This is a genomic window from Pirellulales bacterium, assembly GCA_036490175.1.
Lineage (GTDB): Bacteria > Planctomycetota > Planctomycetia > Pirellulales > JACPPG01 > JACPPG01.
The window spans coordinates 1-17,988 of record DASXEJ010000293.1 but is presented as its reverse complement, the minus strand read 5'-3'; the positions used below and the strand labels follow the sequence as shown (position 1 = coordinate 17,988).

17 protein-coding genes are annotated in these 17,988 nt (G+C 61.6%); 10 read left to right on the top strand and 7 right to left on the bottom strand.

All coding sequences use genetic code 11. The features are described 5' to 3' along the window. Positions 1-12 precede the first annotated feature (12 nt). The 3 genes from VGG64_22085 to VGG64_22075 all read left to right on the top strand — a co-directional run bounded on the left by VGG64_22085 (position 13) and on the right by VGG64_22075 (position 2,889). The gene (locus VGG64_22085) at positions 13-756 is read left to right on the top strand and encodes a hypothetical protein (GenBank protein HEY1602307.1); all 744 of its coding nucleotides are present in this window, start codon (positions 13-15) and stop codon (positions 754-756) included. 53 nt (positions 757-809) lie between these two features. After that, complete coding sequence (locus VGG64_22080) at positions 810-2,072, top strand: aminotransferase class I/II-fold pyridoxal phosphate-dependent enzyme (GenBank protein ID HEY1602306.1); 1,263 nt, start codon at positions 810-812, stop codon at positions 2,070-2,072. Positions 2,073-2,391: 319 nt separating this feature from the next. Beyond that, positions 2,392-2,889 (top strand): hypothetical protein, encoded by a 498-nt coding sequence (locus VGG64_22075; GenBank protein ID HEY1602305.1) that lies wholly within the window; start codon positions 2,392-2,394, stop codon positions 2,887-2,889. Positions 2,890-3,674: 785 nt separating this feature from the next. Here the strand turns inward: VGG64_22075 and VGG64_22070 are convergent. Continuing rightward, complete coding sequence (locus tag VGG64_22070) at positions 3,675-4,664, bottom strand: hypothetical protein (protein HEY1602304.1); 990 nt, start codon at positions 4,662-4,664, stop codon at positions 3,675-3,677. Between the two features lie 32 nt (positions 4,665-4,696). Next, the gene (rnc, locus tag VGG64_22065; protein HEY1602303.1) at positions 4,697-5,431 is read right to left on the bottom strand and encodes a ribonuclease III; all 735 of its coding nucleotides are present in this window, start codon (positions 5,429-5,431) and stop codon (positions 4,697-4,699) included. 320 nt (positions 5,432-5,751) lie between these two features. On the opposite strand from rnc, the gene VGG64_22060 reads away from it, so the two are divergent. Continuing rightward, positions 5,752-7,290: a Do family serine endopeptidase gene (locus VGG64_22060; protein HEY1602302.1), complete on the top strand. Its 1,539-nt coding sequence runs from the start codon at positions 5,752-5,754 to the stop codon at positions 7,288-7,290. 263 nt (positions 7,291-7,553) lie between these two features. After that, entirely contained in the window at positions 7,554-8,888 is a 1,335-nt protein-coding gene (locus tag VGG64_22055; GenBank protein HEY1602301.1) for a hypothetical protein, read from the top strand. Between the two features lie 33 nt (positions 8,889-8,921). Here VGG64_22055 and VGG64_22050 read toward each other — a convergent pair whose 3' ends face one another. Continuing rightward, entirely contained in the window at positions 8,922-9,110 is a 189-nt protein-coding gene (locus tag VGG64_22050) for a hypothetical protein (GenBank protein HEY1602300.1), read from the bottom strand. Between the two features lie 211 nt (positions 9,111-9,321). On the opposite strand from VGG64_22050, the gene VGG64_22045 reads away from it, so the two are divergent. From VGG64_22045 to VGG64_22025, 5 genes are all read left to right on the top strand, one after another. Then, positions 9,322-10,038: a pyridoxine 5'-phosphate synthase gene (locus tag VGG64_22045; GenBank protein HEY1602299.1), complete on the top strand. Its 717-nt coding sequence runs from the start codon at positions 9,322-9,324 to the stop codon at positions 10,036-10,038. A gap of 205 nt (positions 10,039-10,243) precedes the next feature. Beyond that, the gene (gene dapA / locus VGG64_22040) at positions 10,244-11,131 is read left to right on the top strand and encodes a 4-hydroxy-tetrahydrodipicolinate synthase (protein ID HEY1602298.1); all 888 of its coding nucleotides are present in this window, start codon (positions 10,244-10,246) and stop codon (positions 11,129-11,131) included. 37 nt (positions 11,132-11,168) lie between these two features. Continuing rightward, a complete protein-coding gene (locus VGG64_22035) occupies positions 11,169-12,308 on the top strand; it encodes a glycosyltransferase family 4 protein (protein ID HEY1602297.1) in 1,140 nt (379 codons plus the stop codon). 82 nt (positions 12,309-12,390) lie between these two features. Further along, the gene (locus VGG64_22030) at positions 12,391-13,761 is read left to right on the top strand and encodes an aspartate aminotransferase family protein (GenBank protein ID HEY1602296.1); all 1,371 of its coding nucleotides are present in this window, start codon (positions 12,391-12,393) and stop codon (positions 13,759-13,761) included. A gap of 46 nt (positions 13,762-13,807) precedes the next feature. Beyond that, positions 13,808-14,590 carry an SDR family NAD(P)-dependent oxidoreductase gene (locus VGG64_22025; protein HEY1602295.1) on the top strand — a complete coding sequence of 261 codons (783 nt, stop codon included), beginning with the start codon at positions 13,808-13,810 and terminating at the stop codon, positions 14,588-14,590. A 43-nt stretch (positions 14,591-14,633) separates the two neighbouring features. Here the strand turns inward: VGG64_22025 and VGG64_22020 are convergent, their stop codons facing one another. The 4 genes from VGG64_22020 to VGG64_22005 all read right to left on the bottom strand — a co-directional run. Beyond that, positions 14,634-15,008, bottom strand: coding sequence for a hypothetical protein (locus VGG64_22020; GenBank protein ID HEY1602294.1), 375 nt, complete (start codon positions 15,006-15,008; stop codon positions 14,634-14,636). A 332-nt stretch (positions 15,009-15,340) separates the two neighbouring features. Beyond that, on the bottom strand, positions 15,341-16,309 hold the full coding sequence (locus tag VGG64_22015; protein HEY1602293.1) for a hypothetical protein: 969 nt from the start codon (positions 16,307-16,309) through the stop codon (positions 15,341-15,343). Positions 16,310-16,318: 9 nt separating this feature from the next. Further along, complete coding sequence (locus VGG64_22010) at positions 16,319-16,948, bottom strand: DUF447 domain-containing protein (GenBank protein HEY1602292.1); 630 nt, start codon at positions 16,946-16,948, stop codon at positions 16,319-16,321. A gap of 725 nt (positions 16,949-17,673) precedes the next feature. Beyond that, positions 17,674-17,988: dihydropteroate synthase (locus tag VGG64_22005; protein HEY1602291.1), on the bottom strand; the 315-nt coding region annotated here is incomplete at its 5' end.

The window sequence follows — 17,988 nt, the reverse complement described above, 5'->3', positions numbered from 1 at the left end:
GGACGTCCCTGCATGAATCGGTACACCTCGCTGTGCGACGATTTCTACGTGAACATGAATCTCAGCACGGAGATGGAGTTACCTAACAATCGCGAGACGATCCTGCACTACTTCGAGCGCATCCAGAAGAAATATCCGACGATGCGCAATTTCTATTGCCGCGACAAAGGGGACTTCGTCCTCGAAGAAGACAAAGACGGCGGACAATACCGCTGGTGTACGGTCGAGGCCCGTCGATTGTGCTCGGGCCAGGTGAATCCTCAATCGATTGAGGAAGTATTAGCACAGCATCAGCTGGTTTTGGAGTTGGCTCCCTACATGCTCTCGGTCAGCCCCCTGGACTGCGAGGCGCTGGATTTGCTATTTGGCTTCGATTTCACCTATCGTGGCAACCAGAATCAACTGGTGGCCGAGGCCCTGGGTCTCAGTCCGGCGCTCGAGCGGTTCGCCGAAATTCCTGGCGCCACGCCGATCAATCACGAGCCGTCGATCACGCTCGCGTTGGATGAAGATTGCCGCGTGCAATGCCGCATCAGCGTCGAGACGCGTACCAATGCTTATCAGGTGCGCACCGGCGACTATCCCGAAGAGCAGCTCAGCGTCTATCTCACGGCTCGACAGTACGGCAGCCTGGGCCCCGGCGTCACCTACGTTTCGGCTTTACGCGAGCTGGGGAAGGTGTGCCAGGAAATGGTCGATAATTACGTGGTCGACAACGTGTTGCGGCCACTGGCGCGGACCATAGCTCTGAAATAGCGTTGCGACCTCGCGAAATCACTGCCACCCGCTCACTTCTCTTGCAGGGTCCCATGCCAGTCCGCTTGAGCGAGTTTGTCGGCACGGTGGGAATCGAAACCGCCTTCAGCGTGCTGGCCACTGCTCGTCGTCTGAAAAGCGCCGGCAAGCGGGTCATGGAACTGGAAATCGGCGACAGCCCTTTTCCGGCCACCGCCTCGGCCAAGCGGGCAGCCATCGAAGCGATCGAAACTGACCAATCACATTACGGACCATCGATCGGCTTGCCCGAGTTGCGCGCGGCGGCGGCGGCCTACGTGCGCGACGAGCATCGCGTGGCGGCCACAGCCGAAAACGTCATCATCGGTCCGGGGGCCAAGATCTTCGAACAGCTTTTCTGCGAGACCTTTTTGGACGCAGGCGATGGCGTGCTGGTCTTCAGCCCCTTTTTCCCTACGTATTTGCCGAACATCGCACGGCGCGGCGCCCGTACGTGGCTGGCCGACTTGCGGGCTGAGGATCGCTTCCGGCCGCGACTGGACGACGTTGCGCGATTTCTGCGTGAGGATCCGCACCCCAAGGCCATTTTTCTCAACAGTCCCCATAATCCCACGGGGGGCGTGGCAACCGAGGAAGACCTGCGCGGTCTGGCCGATTTGATCCGCGGCCGCGACGTCGCCGTCTTTAGCGATGAGCCGTACGATCAGATGGTATGGCGCGGCCGGCACCGATCACTGCTTGAACAGCCAGGAATGTTCGAGCAATGCGTGGCCGTATATACGTTCAGCAAGTCCTACAGCATGAGCGGTTATCGGTTGGGATTCGCGGTCAGCGCGGCGGGGATTATCGATCGGCTGGCAACGCTTTCGAATACCACGTTGTCGTGCGTGCCTGCCATCACGCAGCTGGCCGGAGCAGCGGCGCTCGCCCACGATACCGCGGAACGCGACGGCAACATGAAGCGGTTCCACCAACAGGTGATCACCCTGGCGCAGGGATTGGCCCAAGTCGATGGCGTGCGCTGCGAAGCACCGGATGGCACTTTCTACGTATTCCCCGACGTCACAGCGATCTGCAACCGACTTGGCCTGACGTCGCACGGGCTAGCCATGTTCTTGCTGGAAGCGGCCGACGATCACGTGGGACTGGCTTGCCTGGGGGGCGAGTGCTTCGGTGCGGCGGGCGCCGGCTTTCTACGCTTCAGCTGCGCCGAGACGCCCGAGGTCATGACCGAAGCGGTGGAGTTCTTCCGCAGCGCGATCACGCGTGAGGACCGGGCACGCGACTACGCGGCCCAGCATCGTCATCTAGCGCTCGCCAAGCCCTACCCTGGTTGAGTAGCCTTGCACCGCGACAACGTATGCGTGCAACACATTCGGTCGAAGCCCGCTTCCTCCGAGGCGTGCCGCAAGGCGCGTTGGTCGTTACGACCGTCGCAACTTGCATAGCCCGATTGCCCCGATCGTGCTGTAGCCCGTCCCCAGGGCCGTGGCGACTGCCACCAGCGGCAGTTCCGAGCCGCCCGTGGTCAAGGTGAGCTAGATTTGCCTGGACAGTATGAATGTGTATGCCCGCTCAATTTTGGCGGCAATGGCAGGATTCCGCCGGGCTGGTCTCGAAGCGCTGATTTCGCACTGCCACCGGGAGGCTCGTCAAATGCCGCTGATCCATCGCCGCAAGCTATTCGTCGATTCGGAAGTGCAGGGCGCGTTATTGTACCGCGTTTTTCTGTACTGGTTGATTTGCGTAGGGCTGATGGTCTCGATGCTGGCCTGCTGGCAAGCGATTACCGGCCCCTTTGAATCGCTTCCCGAGATTTTCGCCGCGTTGTGGTTCCAGTATTCGCCGGCGCTGGTGGTCACGGCCCTGGTGCTGCCGCTGATCCTGTTCGATGTCGTGCGGATCAGCAATCGCTTTGTGGGGCCTGTCTATCGCTTGCGGCAGAGTATGCGACGGCTGGTCCGCGGCGAGGAAGTGCGGCCAATCAAGTTTCGCGAGGGAGATTTCTGGCAGACCTTCGCGGACGAATTCAACAGCATTCTGACGTTGGTCCGCGACGGTGATGCGCCAGAGTCGGTAGCGCCTCCGACGACAACGAGCGCGCCGACGGTGAACGAAGCCGAGATCCCCGTGAAGGGGCGCGGGTCGCGCTAACGCAGCGCGTTGTCACCGCGCAGCGCTGGCAAATGCGAATGCGCGTTTCACCATGATCACATCGCGCGCCACTGTGCAGGGTCCGCACGAGCGCGCGTGTCGCGCGCATCTAGAACACTTCACTACGATGCACATCGTGCGCGGCGCAGCACGCGCGAATTATCGCGCTGCTGAAAAAATGTCTTGCACGCTGTGCCATGAATTCGTACGATGACCGAAGCGACATGATCATGGGATCATGTGTGTACGTCTGTCTGTGTGAGTAGGTTGTCGCGACGCAGATGTGTGAGTGACGTACAGTGAAGCGATAATCGCTCACGCGAGCGGCGCGTAAACGAGACCATCAACCGGCGTCATCAAAAAGGCATCGTCCATTTTGAAGGCGCAGTTTGTTGCGTGCGGGATTGTTTCGCGGTGAGGCGCAGGGTCGATACCGTCCCAGCCCGGTTATCGGTCCAGTGACTTGCCAATTCACTCCTTGAGGAGGACTTCTGGTGGCCAAAAAGAAGGCAGCCAAGAAGAAGACCGCGAAGAAAGCGGCCAAAAAGAAGGCAGCCAAGAAGAAGTAGTGTGATCCGGCAGTAATGCCGGGATCCGCTGCACTTCGCCGCTTGCCACGACGAGAAAGAATCGCCCGGCCCCTGTGTCAACCGATACGGGGCCGGGCGTTTCTATTGGTGCTGTCCCTCTAGGGACGTTGCCGCTCTATGGATGTTGCTGTTTTACCTGTGCCGCGCGCGTTTGGCTGCTTTGTGCGATCGAATATGCCTATAAGTCGTACGCGCCTAGATCGTCTGCGCGAGACTGGCCGCCGCGTGGTGCTGCAAGGTTTGCACCCGGCTGTCGGCCCCCGTTCGCACCAGCACCGTCGGCGAGACGCCATCGTCGACCTTCGCATAGCGCAAGATCAGTCCGCCGGCAAACTGGATTTCCTCATCCCCTGCCGGCCCCACCACCAGCGCCGTAGGCCCCTGAAAACCGTACGGCACCAGCAACGCGGCAGGATGCTCTCCGGCCAGTTCGAATTGCCTGGCCAGCATTTCGTTCTCTTCGGCACGCCGTCCGACAATCACTTTTGTCGTGCCGGTGCAGCGGACGTGGCGGCCGATTTTTAACAGTTCAAACTGCCAACGACCCGCCGTCGCCTCGTTACCGATAAGGTCATAGACCTTGGCTGCGAACCGCGGCTCGGTAAGAGCGCAGCCATTGGAGGGCTGCGGAATACGACGCAAGCCCAAGGACGTCGCTAAGGCGATCAGTTCCGTGCGGCCGCGGCCCGAGAAGCCAAACAGCCGTTCGCGGTCGACAAGCCCGTGGCGCTCGGGATGCGTCAGCGGCAACAACTGCGCGGAAAGGGGCCGCAACAGGTAGTCGTCGAGCCCGGCGCGATGCGCGATCAGAGCCAGGTCGCGCTTCTTCTGGCTCATGGGACGTTGCCCTACCACCTCGCCGCTGACGACCATCGCCGCGCCGGATTCGCGCATCCAGCGTCCTGCCAGGCGGAACATGTAAATGCGGCAATCGATACAGGGATTCGCCCCTCGTCCATAGCCGTGGCGAGGATTGCGGACCAGGTCCAGATAATCGTCTTGCTCGGCGACGACCGACAGCTTCACGCCCAATTCTCGGGCCGCTTCGGCTGCCTGATCTTGGCAGCAGGTAAACGTGGTACGAAAGTTCAATGCCTCGACTTCGATATCCTGCATTTGCAGGATACGAATGGCCAACATGCTGTCCAGCCCGCCCGAGAGCAAGGCCACGGCGCGGAGTGTCATCGGGGCGGCACCTGTGCGGGATTGGCGCGGGTTCAGTCCGAGGGGAACGGAATCTCATCGCCGCTGATCTGGCTCAACGCGTTGCGCGCGGCGCGTTGCTCGGCTTCCTTTTTGTTGCGGCCCCAAGCCGGTTGATAGCGATCCCTGCCGATTTGCGCCGAGATCTTGAAGCACTTGCTGTGGTCTGGCCCTTTTTCGTCCAGCAATTGGTACGTGGGAGTGCTGCCGAATTCGCGCTGGGCGAACTGTTGCAACTGCGATTTGTAGTTGCAGCCGTTCTCGCCCGAGGCTGCCATTTCGATCTCGGGACCAAGATGGAACTCAATGAAAGACCGCGCGGCGCTCGTGCCCCCATCCAGGTAAATGGCCGCGATCAGCGACTCGAACACATCCGACAATAGCGAAGGGGGAATCGTGGGATGTGAAGTCATGCCCTTGCCGAGAATCAGAAACTCGTCCAGCCGCAGGGACTCGCTGATCTTGGCGCAGGTCTGCCGGCTGACAACCACCGACTTGATCTTGGTCAGTTCGCCTTCGAGCAAATCCGGATAGTTTTGATAGAGATTCTCGCAGACGATGAACCCCAGAATGGCGTCCCCGAGAAACTCCAACCGCTCGTTCGAGGCCAGGCGATGTTGGGCCCCGGAAGCATGAGTGACGGCTGACAGCAGCAGCGAAACATTGCGGAACCGGTAGTCAATCCGTTCCTGACAACGCTCGAGCTTAGAATTGATCTGCAGCCGATCCGTTTCAACGATGTCGCTCATGCGGTCGACAATTTCAACCGAGGATGAAGCCGGATTCGTGCCCCAGAAGCATTCCTAACCCTATCTGCCGCACCGAGTTTTGTCAATCGAGATTGGCGTATTCGCCTCATTTTGATATCACCAAAGCCAGCCGCGTGCACGTTAAAACTCGCACACTGTGAGAAGTCTTGGCACACAGTACCGTCTGCGTCGGCGAACCATGACTTAACTGACTGCGTAGCCGAAAGTGTACCGGCAACAGCCATTGGGCCTCATCACACCGCAGTCAGCGGCCGCCGGTTCCTGGGAAACCGAATAAAGCATCGTAAGGAGGAGATCGCATGAGTTCGATGAATCATCGCCGTGGACCGCGCCTGCTGGCCGCCATGTTATTGGCAGCCGTAATGGCGACCGGCGCAGCCGTCTGGCACGGCCAGACCGTGGCAGAAGACAACCCCACACCGCCGGTGGAACAGACGCCACAACATCAGAAAGAGAAGGGCTTTGCCAAGTCCTTGTCGAATGCCTTTCGGACGGCGGCCAATAGCACGCTGCCGAGTGTCGTAACGATCACCTCGGAAGTCCGCTCGCAGCCGGTCCGAGGCAATCAGAGCCCCCGCGGCGCCGAGAACCCCTTCAAGGGGACGCCGTTCGAAGACTTCTTCAATGATCGCGGCGGCAACATGCCGTTTCAGGGTCCGCAGCGACGTATGGGAATCGGCGCGGGCGTGATCATCGACAAGTCGGGAGTCATCCTCACGAACAATCACGTGGTCGAAGGAGCTACCGAAGTTACGGTCCGCCTGTCGGACGGCCGCGAGTTCCAAGGTACTGATATCAAGACCGATAAGCAGACCGACCTGGCCGTGGTTCACATCAAGGGCGCCGGCGACCTGCCTGCGGCAACCTTGGGTAATTCGGACAATCTCGAGATCGGAGACTGGGTGATTGCCGTGGGCAATCCCTTCAATCAAGAGTTGACCGTTAGTGCCGGCATCATCAGCGGCAAGGGACGCACCCTGAAAGACGGCAAGCGTGCCCAATACTTGCAGACGGATGCGGCCATCAATCCGGGCAACTCGGGCGGTCCGCTGGTGGACCTCGACGGCGAAGTGATTGGCATCAATACGGCCATCGCCTCGAGCAGCGGCGGATTCCAAGGCGTAGGCTTCGCGATTCCGATCAATCAGGCCAAATGGGTCGTCGACCAATTGGTACACGGCGGTTCTGTCAAGCGTGCCTATCTGGGCGTGATCGTCGGTGAGCTTGCCGGCGACCTGGCCGAGCAACTCGGTGTGCATCGCAACGACGGCGTCTTCGTCAATGAAGTGATGCCGGATTCGCCGGCCGACAAGGCGGGCGTTCACGAAGGTGACATCATCACCGAGTACAGCGACAAGCACGTCGGCACGCCCGGCCAGTTGCAGCAATTGGTCGAGCGCACCCCGGTCAATAACAAGGCCGAGGTAAAGATACTGCGCGATGGGAAGCCACGTACGCTGACCGTCATTGCTCAGGCCATGCCGGAAGAACCCCGCGTCGAAGTGCGCAACGCGCGCGGCTCGACAGATTCCAAGAAGGACTCGCGCTCTTTTAATAGCGCGGATCTGGGCCTGGAAGTCGCCGAGATGACCCCGGCCGAGGCCGAGCAGTTGGGCTTCAAGGGGATGGAGGGTGTCATTATCACCAATGTCTCCCCCGACGGCCTGGCTGCCGAGCAAGGCCTTAGCGAGGGCATGTTGATCAAGAAAGTCGGCGATCAATATGTCACCAACATCGAGCAGTTCAAGAAGGCGATCGCCGAGAAGCCTGTCGATCGCGGCGTGCTGCTGCTGGTGCGCACGAGCGAAGGCAATCGATTTGTCGTCTTGAAAAACTAGGGTGCCTGGCCTGAGTCTAAAATCCTCATGTATTGGGCACTTTAGGCCAGAAATCGGCACACTTGCGTTAATCGCTATCACCGGGCCAGTGCTCTGCGGAGCACTGGCCTTTTTTCTTGACTCGCCGTCGCGGGGCTCTAAGAATGCACTGACGAGGGGGCTGCCCCGGGCTGTCTCGTCGGGCCATTCCGCGTACGACAGGTTTCATCGTCGCCTCAAAGTGTTCGATCAAAAATCATTGTTCGATTCGGGGTCCGCTTCGCATGTTGCATTTGCCACGCTTGGCGGTTGGTTCGATCCACTCGGGCGTTGACGCGCAGCCGATTTCCTGGGCTCTGATGGCGCTGCTCACCGGGCGCGGCCAACAGGTGCAGCACTTTCACTCGACGGCCTGCTTTCCGCGGCTGGAGGGAGCCTCGCGTGCGACGGGCGTTACCTCGCGGCACCTCGATAGCTGGCTGATGACGCCCGATGCTTGTCGCGAGGCTTTCGAACATGGCGCCGCGCGAGCGAAGCTGGCCTTGGTCGAAGGACGTTACGCCGCCTCCTATGAACGTCCCTGGCGTGGCGGCCAGCTCGACGAATTGTGCGATTGGCTCGACTTGCCACGGCTAGTCGTCGTGGACGCCGCGCAAATTGACGACTGCCGCTTGCCCGCCCGTCCGGTCCAGGCCGACGGCGTGCTGGTAGATAAGGTCCGCGACACGGCCCACTATGCGCGCCTGCAAACGACGCTCGAGTCTCTCTGGAAGATTCCCGTGCTAGGCGCGTTGGAACGTATGCCGCAGACTCGGGCCGCGCTGGCGGCGCTGCCACGCGGCGCATCCCCCGAGCGGGATGTGTGTTTACAACTGGCCGCCGGCTTCAACCGCTATGCACGGTTGGATCGGTTGTGCGCGCTGGCGAAGCGGCGCCCATTTCATTCCGTCGCCCCCTTTATTTTCGCACCCAGCAAGTACGCCGCCGGCTCCAAGCTGACAGTGGCCGTCGCCTACGACGAGGCGTTCCGCTGTTATTTTGCCGACGTGCTCGAGCTGTTGGAGTTGCACGGCGCGACGGTAGTCGATTTTTCTCCGCTCCGCGACGAGGCGCTTCCCGCCGATACCGACCTGGTCTACCTCGGCTGCGGACATCCCGAACGACATGCCGCGGCCCTGGCCGAGAATCACTGCATGCGTTTCGCGCTGCGCGAGCATCTTTGTGCCGGCCGCCGCATCTATGCCGAGGGGGGCGGCATGGCATATCTTTGCGAACATCTGGTTACGCCGGCGGGCGATCGGCACCCCATGGTCGGAGCCTTGCCGCTGGTCGCCGCCCTGAATCATCGACCGCTGCCGCTCGCTCCCACGGTAGTTACGCTCGCCCGGAAATGTTGGCTCGGCGAATCCGGCGCCGCGGTACGTGGGTATTTGAACGGGAATTGGCTGTTAGAGCCGACCACAGAGGTCAACGGGTTGGCCCGCGAGGCAGGTCAGCAGCGCCATTTGGTCTCGCGTTACAACGCCATTGGCAGCCGCATGCACCTGAACTTCGTGTCGCAGCCACACGTTCTGGAAAGCTTTCTCCGGCCCGTGGCCGAGCCGCAAGCCTCCTGCTGACGGGCGCCGTCGTCGTTAAGGCGCCGCGGTCGGTTAGCCCACGAGTATGCCTGCGATCAGGCTAACCGCCGCCACCGTCTCAATAAGTCCCATGGCTTGCAGAGCGCGCGGATCGGCCTGTGCCAGGAACTCTTTGAACTGTGTGGGAAATACGCTCAGCGTGAACCCCTCGACCAGAAACAATGTCAAAGCAATCAAGGTGACCCAGCGCGCGACATCCATCGACCAGAACCTCCCCGTAATTACGATTGCCCCGCGTCGCTGCGTGGCGTGCCGGCCATCGCATGGGCAATACTGACGGTGCCTAGACGGCAGCCGGCACTCGAACTTAGCGAACCTATGCCCCCTGGCACCTCCCAACTATAATCTTCGCGATACGGCCGACAACAGCTCGGCACACGCCCCCCGCTCGACAGAATTTGCATTGCATCGCATGGCACAACTCGGCGTCAATATCGATCACGTAGCGACCGTCCGGCAAGCGCGCCGCACTTACGAACCAGATCCCGTCTGGGCGGCCGCCGCGGCCGAACTGGGCGGGGCCGATGGCATCACGATTCATCTGCGCGAAGATCGCCGCCATATTCAGGACCGTGATCTGCGCATCCTGCGCGAAACCGTCACAGTCAAACTGAACTTGGAATTGGCGTGCGACAACGACGTGCTGGCGATTGCCTGCCAGACACGCCCCGACCAGGTCACACTGGTGCCGGAACAGCGTGAAGAAGTCACCACCGAAGGAGGACTCGACGTCGTCGGAGTGGAAGCGAAGGTCGGCGCGGCGATCAAGCGCTTGCGTGATGCCGGCATCGTGGTGAGCTTGTTTCTGGACGCCGATCGCAAAGCGATCGAAGCGGCCAAAAAACTGGGCGCGGACGCCGTGGAATTGCACACCGGGCAATACGCGTTGGCCAGCGGCGCCAAGCAGGCCGCGGAGCTGGCCAAGCTGGTGGAAGCCGGCCGCCAGATTGTCGAGCAAGGGATGACGCTGCACGCCGGCCACGGCCTGACCTATCGCAACGTCTTGCCTGTAGCCCGCATGGCGCATATGGGCGAACTGAATATCGGACACAGCATAGTGGCCCGCGCATTGATGGTTGGCCTGCAGGCGGCGGTGCGGGAAATGAAGCTGCTCGTTACACTCCCTTAAGAACCTCTCGAGGCGCGGTTTCGCCGCCGAAGTCCGCAAGGTTCGAGCCGGAATTACATCGGCAGCACCGTGGCGTCCCGTACTCCACCGTTCGCCCCCTTTGCATGAAAAACCCAGTGCTCTATGATGCGCGAGCGCGATTCGTTCCTCGCCCGTTGCCACGATTCACCCCCATTTAGCGCGGCCCAGACCGCGTGAGCTTTCCATGACGACCAAAGGTGAAGCCTTCGCCGGTCTTTCGGTTGCCATCACCACGCCGTTTAAGAATGGCGAGATCGATTGGCCAGTGTTCCGGGCGCAGATCGATTTTCAGGTGGCTGCCGGCACGAAGTGCATCTGCCCCGTCGGTACGACCGGCGAGTCTCCGACGTTGTCGCATGATGAGCACGAGCGCGTGATTGCCGAGACGGTGCAGATCGCCGCCGGACGGATCAAAGTCATGCCCGGCACCGGCTCGAACAGCACGCGCGAGGCCCTGCGATTGGCCCGCCATGCCGCCAAGTCAGGTGCCGATGCCTCCCTGGTCGTGGCTCCCTACTACAACAAGCCCACGCAAGAAGGTTTTTATCAGCATTTCAAAGCGCTGGCCGAAGCGACCGACTTGCCGATCTGCGTGTACAACATTCCCGGGCGCACCGGCAAGAACATCGAGCCCGAGACGATTGCGCGGATGGCCGAGCTGAAGAACATCACCATGGTCAAGGAAGCGACCGGCTCGATGGATCAAGCCTCGCAGGTGCTGGCCCTGACGAACCTCACGCTGCTCAGCGGCGACGACAGCCTGACGTTGCCGCTTTTGGCCATTGGCGGACGCGGTGTGATCTCGGTCGTGGGCAACGTGGTACCGCAGGATATGAATGCGCTGCTCATGGCGTTCGACACGGGCAACATCGCCGACGCGCAGCGGTGGCACAAGAAGCTATTCCCTCTGTGCCGAGACATGCTCGGTCTGGCGACAAATCCTATTCCGATCAAGCTCGCCATGCGGTTGTTGGGGCGCGATACCGGCGAGTTGCGACTGCCTATGACCCCTCTCGGACCGGCCGAGGAAGCCAAGCTCCGCTCGACATTGGCCGGCTACGGTTTGCTATAGCCCAGCGTGCACAACGCATTCGCCGGGTGGTCCAATCATGCCGCGGGTACTGCTGCTCTTTGAATACCCGACGCTCAACGGCGGTGAGCAATCCCTGCTCGCCGTGCTGCCGTCACTTGCCGAGCGCGATTTCACCTTTCAGGCATTGGCACCGGCCGGTAGCCCGTTGGCCGCGGCGTTGACCGCCCACGGCATCCGGATTACCCCACTAAGTACTGTCGACCCCCAGGGACGACGGCTGCAACAGGCTGAAATTCGCCAGCAGCTCCAGGCCACTGTCGCGCGGATAAAGCCGGACCTTGTGCATGCCAATAGTCTGTCGATGGGACGGCTGGTAGGGCCGATCATGGCGGCCGAGCGAATACCCGGCATCGGACACCTACGCGATATTATTGGTCTCAGCAGTCAGGCAGTGGCCGATCTCAACCGACTGTCTCGGTTGTTGGCGGTGTCGCAGGCGACGGCGGATTTTCACGTCGCGCAGGGTATCGCCGTCGAGAGAACGTTTGTCTTGCACAATGGCGTCGATCTCGACCGGTTCTCGCCACGCCCTCGCCGTGGTTGGCTGCAGGCAGAGCTAAAGATTCCGCAGCACGCGATCCTGCTAGGCACGATTGGGCAACTCGTGCTGCGCAAGGGGCACGACGTCTTGGCGCACGCGGCGGCGCTCGTTGCCGAGCGTTTTCCCGATGCGCATTTTGTGATCGCGGGAAGCCGCTACTCCGACAAGGATGAAGCCCGCGAGCACGAGCAGGCGGTGCGCAGCCGCTTTGCCGAGGGAACGCTGGTGGGCCGTGGCCATTTTGTCGGATTGCGGTCCGACATACCCGAGCTGTTGAATGAGTTGACTCTGCTGATTCACCCGGCGCGGCAAGAGCCGTTGGGCCGCGTGCTGCTCGAAGCAGCGGCCTCGGGCTTGCCGATCGTGGCTACCGACGTGGGTGGCACACGCGAAATTCTGTCGTCCGATTCTGCCGAACTTGTGCCGCCGGGCGATGCCGCGGCACTTGCGACGGCGATCGTCAAACTTCTCGACAACGAACCGCTGCGTCGCCAATATGCGACAGCCTGCAGACAGCGAGTCGTGGCACACTTTGATGCACGGCAGGCCGCGGCCGCACTAGGCACGCATTATCACGAAGTTTTGGAGATCCCTCGAACCCGTCCGTTAACGTGACAAACCCGGTCCCGGCTCGTTACAGTGTCAGAGTCGGCTGTGCGGCTGGAACACGGACACCCTGAGCGCAGGCAACTTTTTCATGAGTCCCACGCATTCTCCCATTGTCGATGCCTACCGCCGGCGGACGCCGACCTCGGCAGAACTTTACCAGCGCGCGCGCCAGGTCTTTCCGAGCGGCGTCACTCACGACGGTCGCTACCTCGAACCGTATCCGATTTATGTCCAGCGTGCTGCCGGATCGCGCAAATGGGACGTCGATGGCAATGAGTATGTCGACTACGCGGGCGGCCATGGGGCCCTGCTGCTGGGGCATAATCATCCCACGGTCGTGGAGGCTATCGCGCAGCAGTTGCCGCTCGGCACGCACTACGGCGCCGGCCACGAACTAGAGATTCGCTGGGGCGAACTGGTTCAGCAACTTATCCCCGCGGCCGAGATGGTGCGGTTCACGAATTCGGGAACCGAGGCCACGCTACTGGCGCTGCGCCTGGCGCGGGCATTTACGAAGCGGGCCAAAATCCTGCGCTTTGCCGGACACTTTCACGGCTGGCACGACCACATGGCGTTTGGCGTGGGATCGCATTTCGATGGCACTCCCACGCCAGGCGTTTTGGCCGAAGTGGCCGAGAACGTCCTGTTGGCCCCGCCAGGCGATATCGAAGCAACACGGCAGATTTTGGCCAGCCACGATGATATTGCCGCGGTGATCGTCGAGCCGACGGGGGCCAGTTGGGGACAAGTGCCGCTTGCTCCGTCGTTTATCGCGGCGCTGGCCGAAATGACCCAGGCGCGCGGCGCGCTTTTGATCTTCGACGAAGTCATCTCGGGATTTCGCTGTTCGCCCGGCGGCGCCCAGGCGTGCTACAAGATCAAGCCGGATCTAACGACGCTGGCGAAAATCTTGGCCGGCGGACTGCCGGGCGGGGCGATCGTCGGGCGCCAGGACGTCATGGAGCAGCTCGACTTTGCCAAGTCGACAGCAGCCGACCGGGAGAAAATCGGGCATCACGGCACGTTCAACGGTGGGCCACTGTCGGCCGCGGCCGGTATCGCCACGCTCGAGCTTGTCGCCTCGACCGACGCCTGCACGCGGGCGAATGATTATGCTGCGCGGCTCCGCGAGGCTTTGAATCGCGTGCTGCACGATGAGCAAGTGCCGTGGATCGTTTACGGCACGTTTTCCGGGTTCCATATTTTTACCGATCCCGAGGGGCATCGCCCACGCGCCGCCGAAATCGACTCGGGCAAGCTCGACTATCGCGTGCTCAAGACCCCGGCGCGCCGCTCGCTGATCGTCAAGCTGCGGTTGGGAATGTTGTTGCATGGCGTCGAGATTTTCTCCTGGCCCGGCGGACCTACCTCGGCCGTGCATACCGACGATGATCTCGCCCGCACGGCCGACGCCTTGCGGCACACGGTGCGCATGCTGCGTGAAGAGGGGGAAATCTGAGTCGTACTTGGCGTAACAGCGGCGCATTGCCACCGAGGTCAAACCCATGACAGTTTGGGATTCCTTGAAGCTCGACGGTCGTCGCGCCCTGGTCACCGGTGGTAGCCGCGGGCTGGGGTTGGAAATCGCGCGCGCCCTCGGCGAGGCGGGTGCGGATTTGATCCTGGTGGGCCGTGACGCCGATCAATTGGAGACGGCCAGACAGGATCTTGCCCAAACCTGCACCGCGCGAATCTCGCTCTTGCCCGCCGATCTGGCCGAGCCGGCCGCGGCCGAGGCGATGTGCCACCGGGCGCTCGCCGAACACGGTCCGATCGATATCCTGGTCAACAATGTCGGCGGGCGGCGGATCAATCTCCCCACCGAAGAGTTGCCGCTGGCCGATTGGCAGCGGATTGTGGACTTGAACCTGACGCAGGCATTCCTCTGTACCAAGCTTATCGGCGGCGCGATGTTGCCGCGCAGACAAGGCCGCGTGATCAATGTCTCGTCCATTTCGGCGCTAGTGGCCGGTAAACAAATGCGCGGCCGTACCTACGAGACGACCAAGGCGGCGCTCGCCATGTTCACCAAAAGTGTGGCCGCTGATTGGGCCGCCTCCGGCGTGACGGTAAACGCCATCGCGCCCGGCACGTTTCTCACCGACGCCAATCGGCGTTGGTTCAACGAGCGCCCGGAGTTGCGCACGGATATCGAGGCAACGATTCCCATGGGCCGGCTGGGCGAACCGCGCGAAATAGGCGCACTCGCGCTCTATCTGGCCAGCGACGCTTCGAGCTACATGACCGGGGCGATGCTGGTCATTGATGGCGGTCGGCTGCTGTGGTGAAACCACGAGGCGCGCACGTCACATCGCACCGCAATTCAATCTCTCAATGCGAAAGACGCCGGCTGATTTCTCTCACGTCCGAGAAATACGTCTGGCAATGCGGACAAAGCGTGTAGCAAACCCGGACTTCCCGTTTGCACTTGGGGCAGACCTTGGTGTCGCGGGCCGCCATGTTGGCCGAGATCAAGCTCGAGCCCGAACTGCCGGCCATGTCGCTTGACGTGGGTTCTTGATGAACGGGCCGATCGTCGACCACCGGCGGGCCAAGCAAATCGGCGATTGCGTCGTCCGAAAGTGGTTCCGGAAGTTTCGGCACCAGCACGCGGGCCTGGCACTTCGGACACAGGCCCGTTTGACCCGCGTACTTGTCCTTGACCTTGAGCAGGTGCCCGTTCGGGCAATGAAACGTAACGGACATCCGTCGACCCTCCGGCTGTGTGACACAAACCAGGACGTCGTTTCACGATGCCTCTTGCCGACACGCACCGCGATAAAACGCGGCAACGAGTCTGTACCAACTTCAGCCACGGCTGAAGGTTGTCCTGCGCGCTAGAAGTCCCCCTGACGGCGAACCGTGCCCTAACGAAGCGGGAACGACAAGAACGAATAGATGAGTGCCCGTCCCCACCACGCCTGAGAGATGCGTGCGACGCGCAACCGCGAGGTCGCGCTGCCGCGTCCCTCCCCGCTTTTCAGTGTATCCGCGACATGACGAAAAAGCCAGGAAATATGGACGGCGCCGTCGCGCGGCTACTCCGATCGAACCTCGATGTGCGCTGGGCGATTCATTGGGCGCGCGATCAAACAGTCGGCGGCACGGGCCGCCTCGCTGCCGGCGAACTGCCGCAGCGCATTTTCGGCCGCCTGCTGGTTTGGCAGCATGGCAAATACCGTGGGGCCCCACGAAGATTGCCCGACGCCGACGATGCCCAGCGCGGCCAAGGCGTCGGCGACCTGACTGATTCGGCCCGAGGCGTAGATTCCTCCCTGCAGGGGGGCAAAACAGCTCCCCGCCTCGCGACCAAATCGGGACAGCGACTCGCTAAACCGCTGGAAGTCTGCCGACGTCGCGGCCGGCACCAGCACTTCCGCTGCCTCATGACACATACGAGCCGTGGCATCGGCCGGCACAGGGGGAACGCGATCGAAGGCCACCCGCTCGGCATCGCCCGATAGTCCCTCACCATCGGTGGGCCGGACGAGCAAGAAGCGCCACGGCTCGGGAATGGGCACGCGGCTGACCAAGGGCGAAATCTCGTCCTCCGCCAGCTTTCCGGCCTCGAAGATCAGCCCTCCCTGCAAAAAACCGTACAGCCCAACGGCCGACCGCCGGCCGCGTGCGACCGTGCCGGCCAATTGCTCGGCCGTGAGCGGCGTGCGGTCGTACAAGGCATTGAGCCCTGCAACGACAGCCAGCGCCAATTGCGTTCCGCTGCCGAGTCCGACGTGCGGAGTCGGCATGGATAATACTTCGATATGGCATCGCGGGCGGCGGCCAAACCATTCCGCCTGGGCCACGGATTCCACATAGCGCAGAGTCTGCGCGGCCGAAGGCCCTGTCACCTGCAGGTCGGCGGCCGCCGAGAGGCGCAGCTTGACCGCGGGCGTGTCGATCATCACCCCGACGCCGCCGAATTGGCGCACGTCGGAACGGCCGAAAGACATCAGCCCAAAGTGCAAGCGGCTACCGGTTGTCACCTCGACCACACGGCGCGACATGGGGTTCCTTCAGGGAGTGGATTCGATGCCGGAAGCCGTCGGCCCGGATCCGTGATCCGTCACCCCGGCAGCAGACGAGGATGCCTCGGCTTGAATAAAATCGCCGAGGAAGCGAAACGCGCGGTGCTCGGCCGGCCCGCCGGTCTTCTCGACCAAAACCGCCAACCGGCGCATCTCGCCGCGAACCTCGTCGATCGGCAGAAAGCCGAGGCGGGTCGCCAGGATGGCAGCCTCGACCACGGCATGCTTCGCGCGATTGAGGCCAAAAAAGTCGCGGATGCGCCCGCGGTCGAGCACGGCCGCCTGGAGCCGGGCGCGCGGCTCGCCCGTGTCTACCTCGCGCACTTCGAAGGCATACCATCGACAAGCATCGGCCAGGATCCAACCATCTATCTTGGCAGCGCGCACGAGCGGCGGCATAACTTCGAGACGATCGACCGCAGCCCGGGCCAGTAGCTCGACATCGTCGGTGACATGGAATACGCCTTGTTTGGTACGGAGCAGATTCTGCAACGTGGCCGAAGTCTCGTAAGGGCGCAGCGTCAGCTGTGTCATATCCGGTTCAACGATTGGGCCCATCGGCGAGATATTAACCGAGCCGTCGACGTTGATCGTTGTGACTATGCCTTCGAGAATCATCGCTGGGGCCTGCGGCCTCGCCCCTAAAACGCTGCTTAGCTAATAACTGTTGGCGAAAATCACCATGCACGACGCTTAGCATAGCCGGTTATCATCGGCCGCTGAAGGAGCCGGTCGTTGGACAGTCTGAAATCCGTTTTCGCCGCTTTGTAACCCTGATTAGACACTTTCGGTCTAATTGTGCGCGTTGCGGGTTTGCGGATTGTAATCCGGGCATCCCCTGGCATTAAGGGTGCCTTTTTTGTTGAGGAGGCTTTCGACCCGAAGTGCTATTTGCTCGCGTACAGCTCGGAGGCCGCGGTGGGTCGCATAATCATCGCTAAGGCCCCGGCAATCGTTTGGCTAGTTATTGGGGCGGCCAGTAAACGAAGGCTTGATCGATTACGCCTCCGGCCGGGTATCATGGTGGGATGTGGCGGATTTTCTGCATTATCGTGTTGACGCTTGCCGGGGCGACATTTGGTCAACTTCTATCTGGCGGAGTGGCGGCAAGCGGTCCTGGCGATTCGGGACCAACTAAAGTCCTGATCGGTTCAATAGCGGGCGCCTTCATTGGTGGAATGATTGGAATCGCGAAACGCTGGGACCGTTAGAAAACCGGCTGACGAACTATCCTGATTGCGTCAGCAAAAAGCATCGCCGCATCAAGGGCGCAATCCCGCATCTCAGACTGCCCCATTACGAAGGAGCCGACGGGCATTGGCGGCCGAGCCAAGCCTGGAAGTCTATTCCGCCGCAGCGTCTGGTTCGCCGGCGGCGGACGTTCCCTGCGAGCGGCGTCTCCCTTGATGGCTCTGCTCTGTGACGGTCAAGAATCCCCAATCAAGAGCCTGGTCCTGGCGGTAGTCCTTGCCGAGCGTCAGCGCCGTGCGGGCCTTGGCCAATTCATAGCCCAGATAGAATGCATGACTGGCGTCCAGCGGGCGGTCAGGTAGCTGCTGCAACTGAGCCAAAAGGGCGAACGGATCTGTCCCGCTGAGGTGCAGGCCCGCGCTGATAATGTGCAGTTCGCCACCCTCGACAAACAGGCGGTAGTTCGA

Excerpts from the sequence above, each read along its gene's own strand:
- VGG64_22085 (HEY1602307.1), top strand. The coding sequence starts at position 13 with ATGAATCGGTACACCTCGCTGTGCGACGATTTCTACGTGAACATGAAT.
- VGG64_22080 (HEY1602306.1), top strand. The coding sequence starts at position 810 with ATGCCAGTCCGCTTGAGCGAGTTTGTCGGCACGGTGGGAATCGAAACC.
- VGG64_22075 (HEY1602305.1), top strand. The coding sequence starts at position 2,392 with ATGCCGCTGATCCATCGCCGCAAGCTATTCGTCGATTCGGAAGTGCAG.
- VGG64_22070 (HEY1602304.1), bottom strand. The coding sequence starts at position 4,664 with ATGACACTCCGCGCCGTGGCCTTGCTCTCGGGCGGGCTGGACAGCATG.
- rnc (HEY1602303.1), bottom strand. The coding sequence starts at position 5,431 with ATGAGCGACATCGTTGAAACGGATCGGCTGCAGATCAATTCTAAGCTC.
- VGG64_22060 (HEY1602302.1), top strand. The coding sequence starts at position 5,752 with ATGAGTTCGATGAATCATCGCCGTGGACCGCGCCTGCTGGCCGCCATG.
- VGG64_22055 (HEY1602301.1), top strand. The coding sequence starts at position 7,554 with ATGTTGCATTTGCCACGCTTGGCGGTTGGTTCGATCCACTCGGGCGTT.
- VGG64_22050 (HEY1602300.1), bottom strand. The coding sequence starts at position 9,110 with ATGGATGTCGCGCGCTGGGTCACCTTGATTGCTTTGACATTGTTTCTG.
- VGG64_22045 (HEY1602299.1), top strand. The coding sequence starts at position 9,322 with ATGGCACAACTCGGCGTCAATATCGATCACGTAGCGACCGTCCGGCAA.
- dapA (HEY1602298.1), top strand. The coding sequence starts at position 10,244 with ATGACGACCAAAGGTGAAGCCTTCGCCGGTCTTTCGGTTGCCATCACC.
- VGG64_22035 (HEY1602297.1), top strand. The coding sequence starts at position 11,169 with ATGCCGCGGGTACTGCTGCTCTTTGAATACCCGACGCTCAACGGCGGT.
- VGG64_22030 (HEY1602296.1), top strand. The coding sequence starts at position 12,391 with ATGAGTCCCACGCATTCTCCCATTGTCGATGCCTACCGCCGGCGGACG.
- VGG64_22025 (HEY1602295.1), top strand. The coding sequence starts at position 13,808 with ATGACAGTTTGGGATTCCTTGAAGCTCGACGGTCGTCGCGCCCTGGTC.
- VGG64_22020 (HEY1602294.1), bottom strand. The coding sequence starts at position 15,008 with ATGTCCGTTACGTTTCATTGCCCGAACGGGCACCTGCTCAAGGTCAAG.
- VGG64_22015 (HEY1602293.1), bottom strand. The coding sequence starts at position 16,309 with ATGTCGCGCCGTGTGGTCGAGGTGACAACCGGTAGCCGCTTGCACTTT.
- VGG64_22010 (HEY1602292.1), bottom strand. The coding sequence starts at position 16,948 with ATGATTCTCGAAGGCATAGTCACAACGATCAACGTCGACGGCTCGGTT.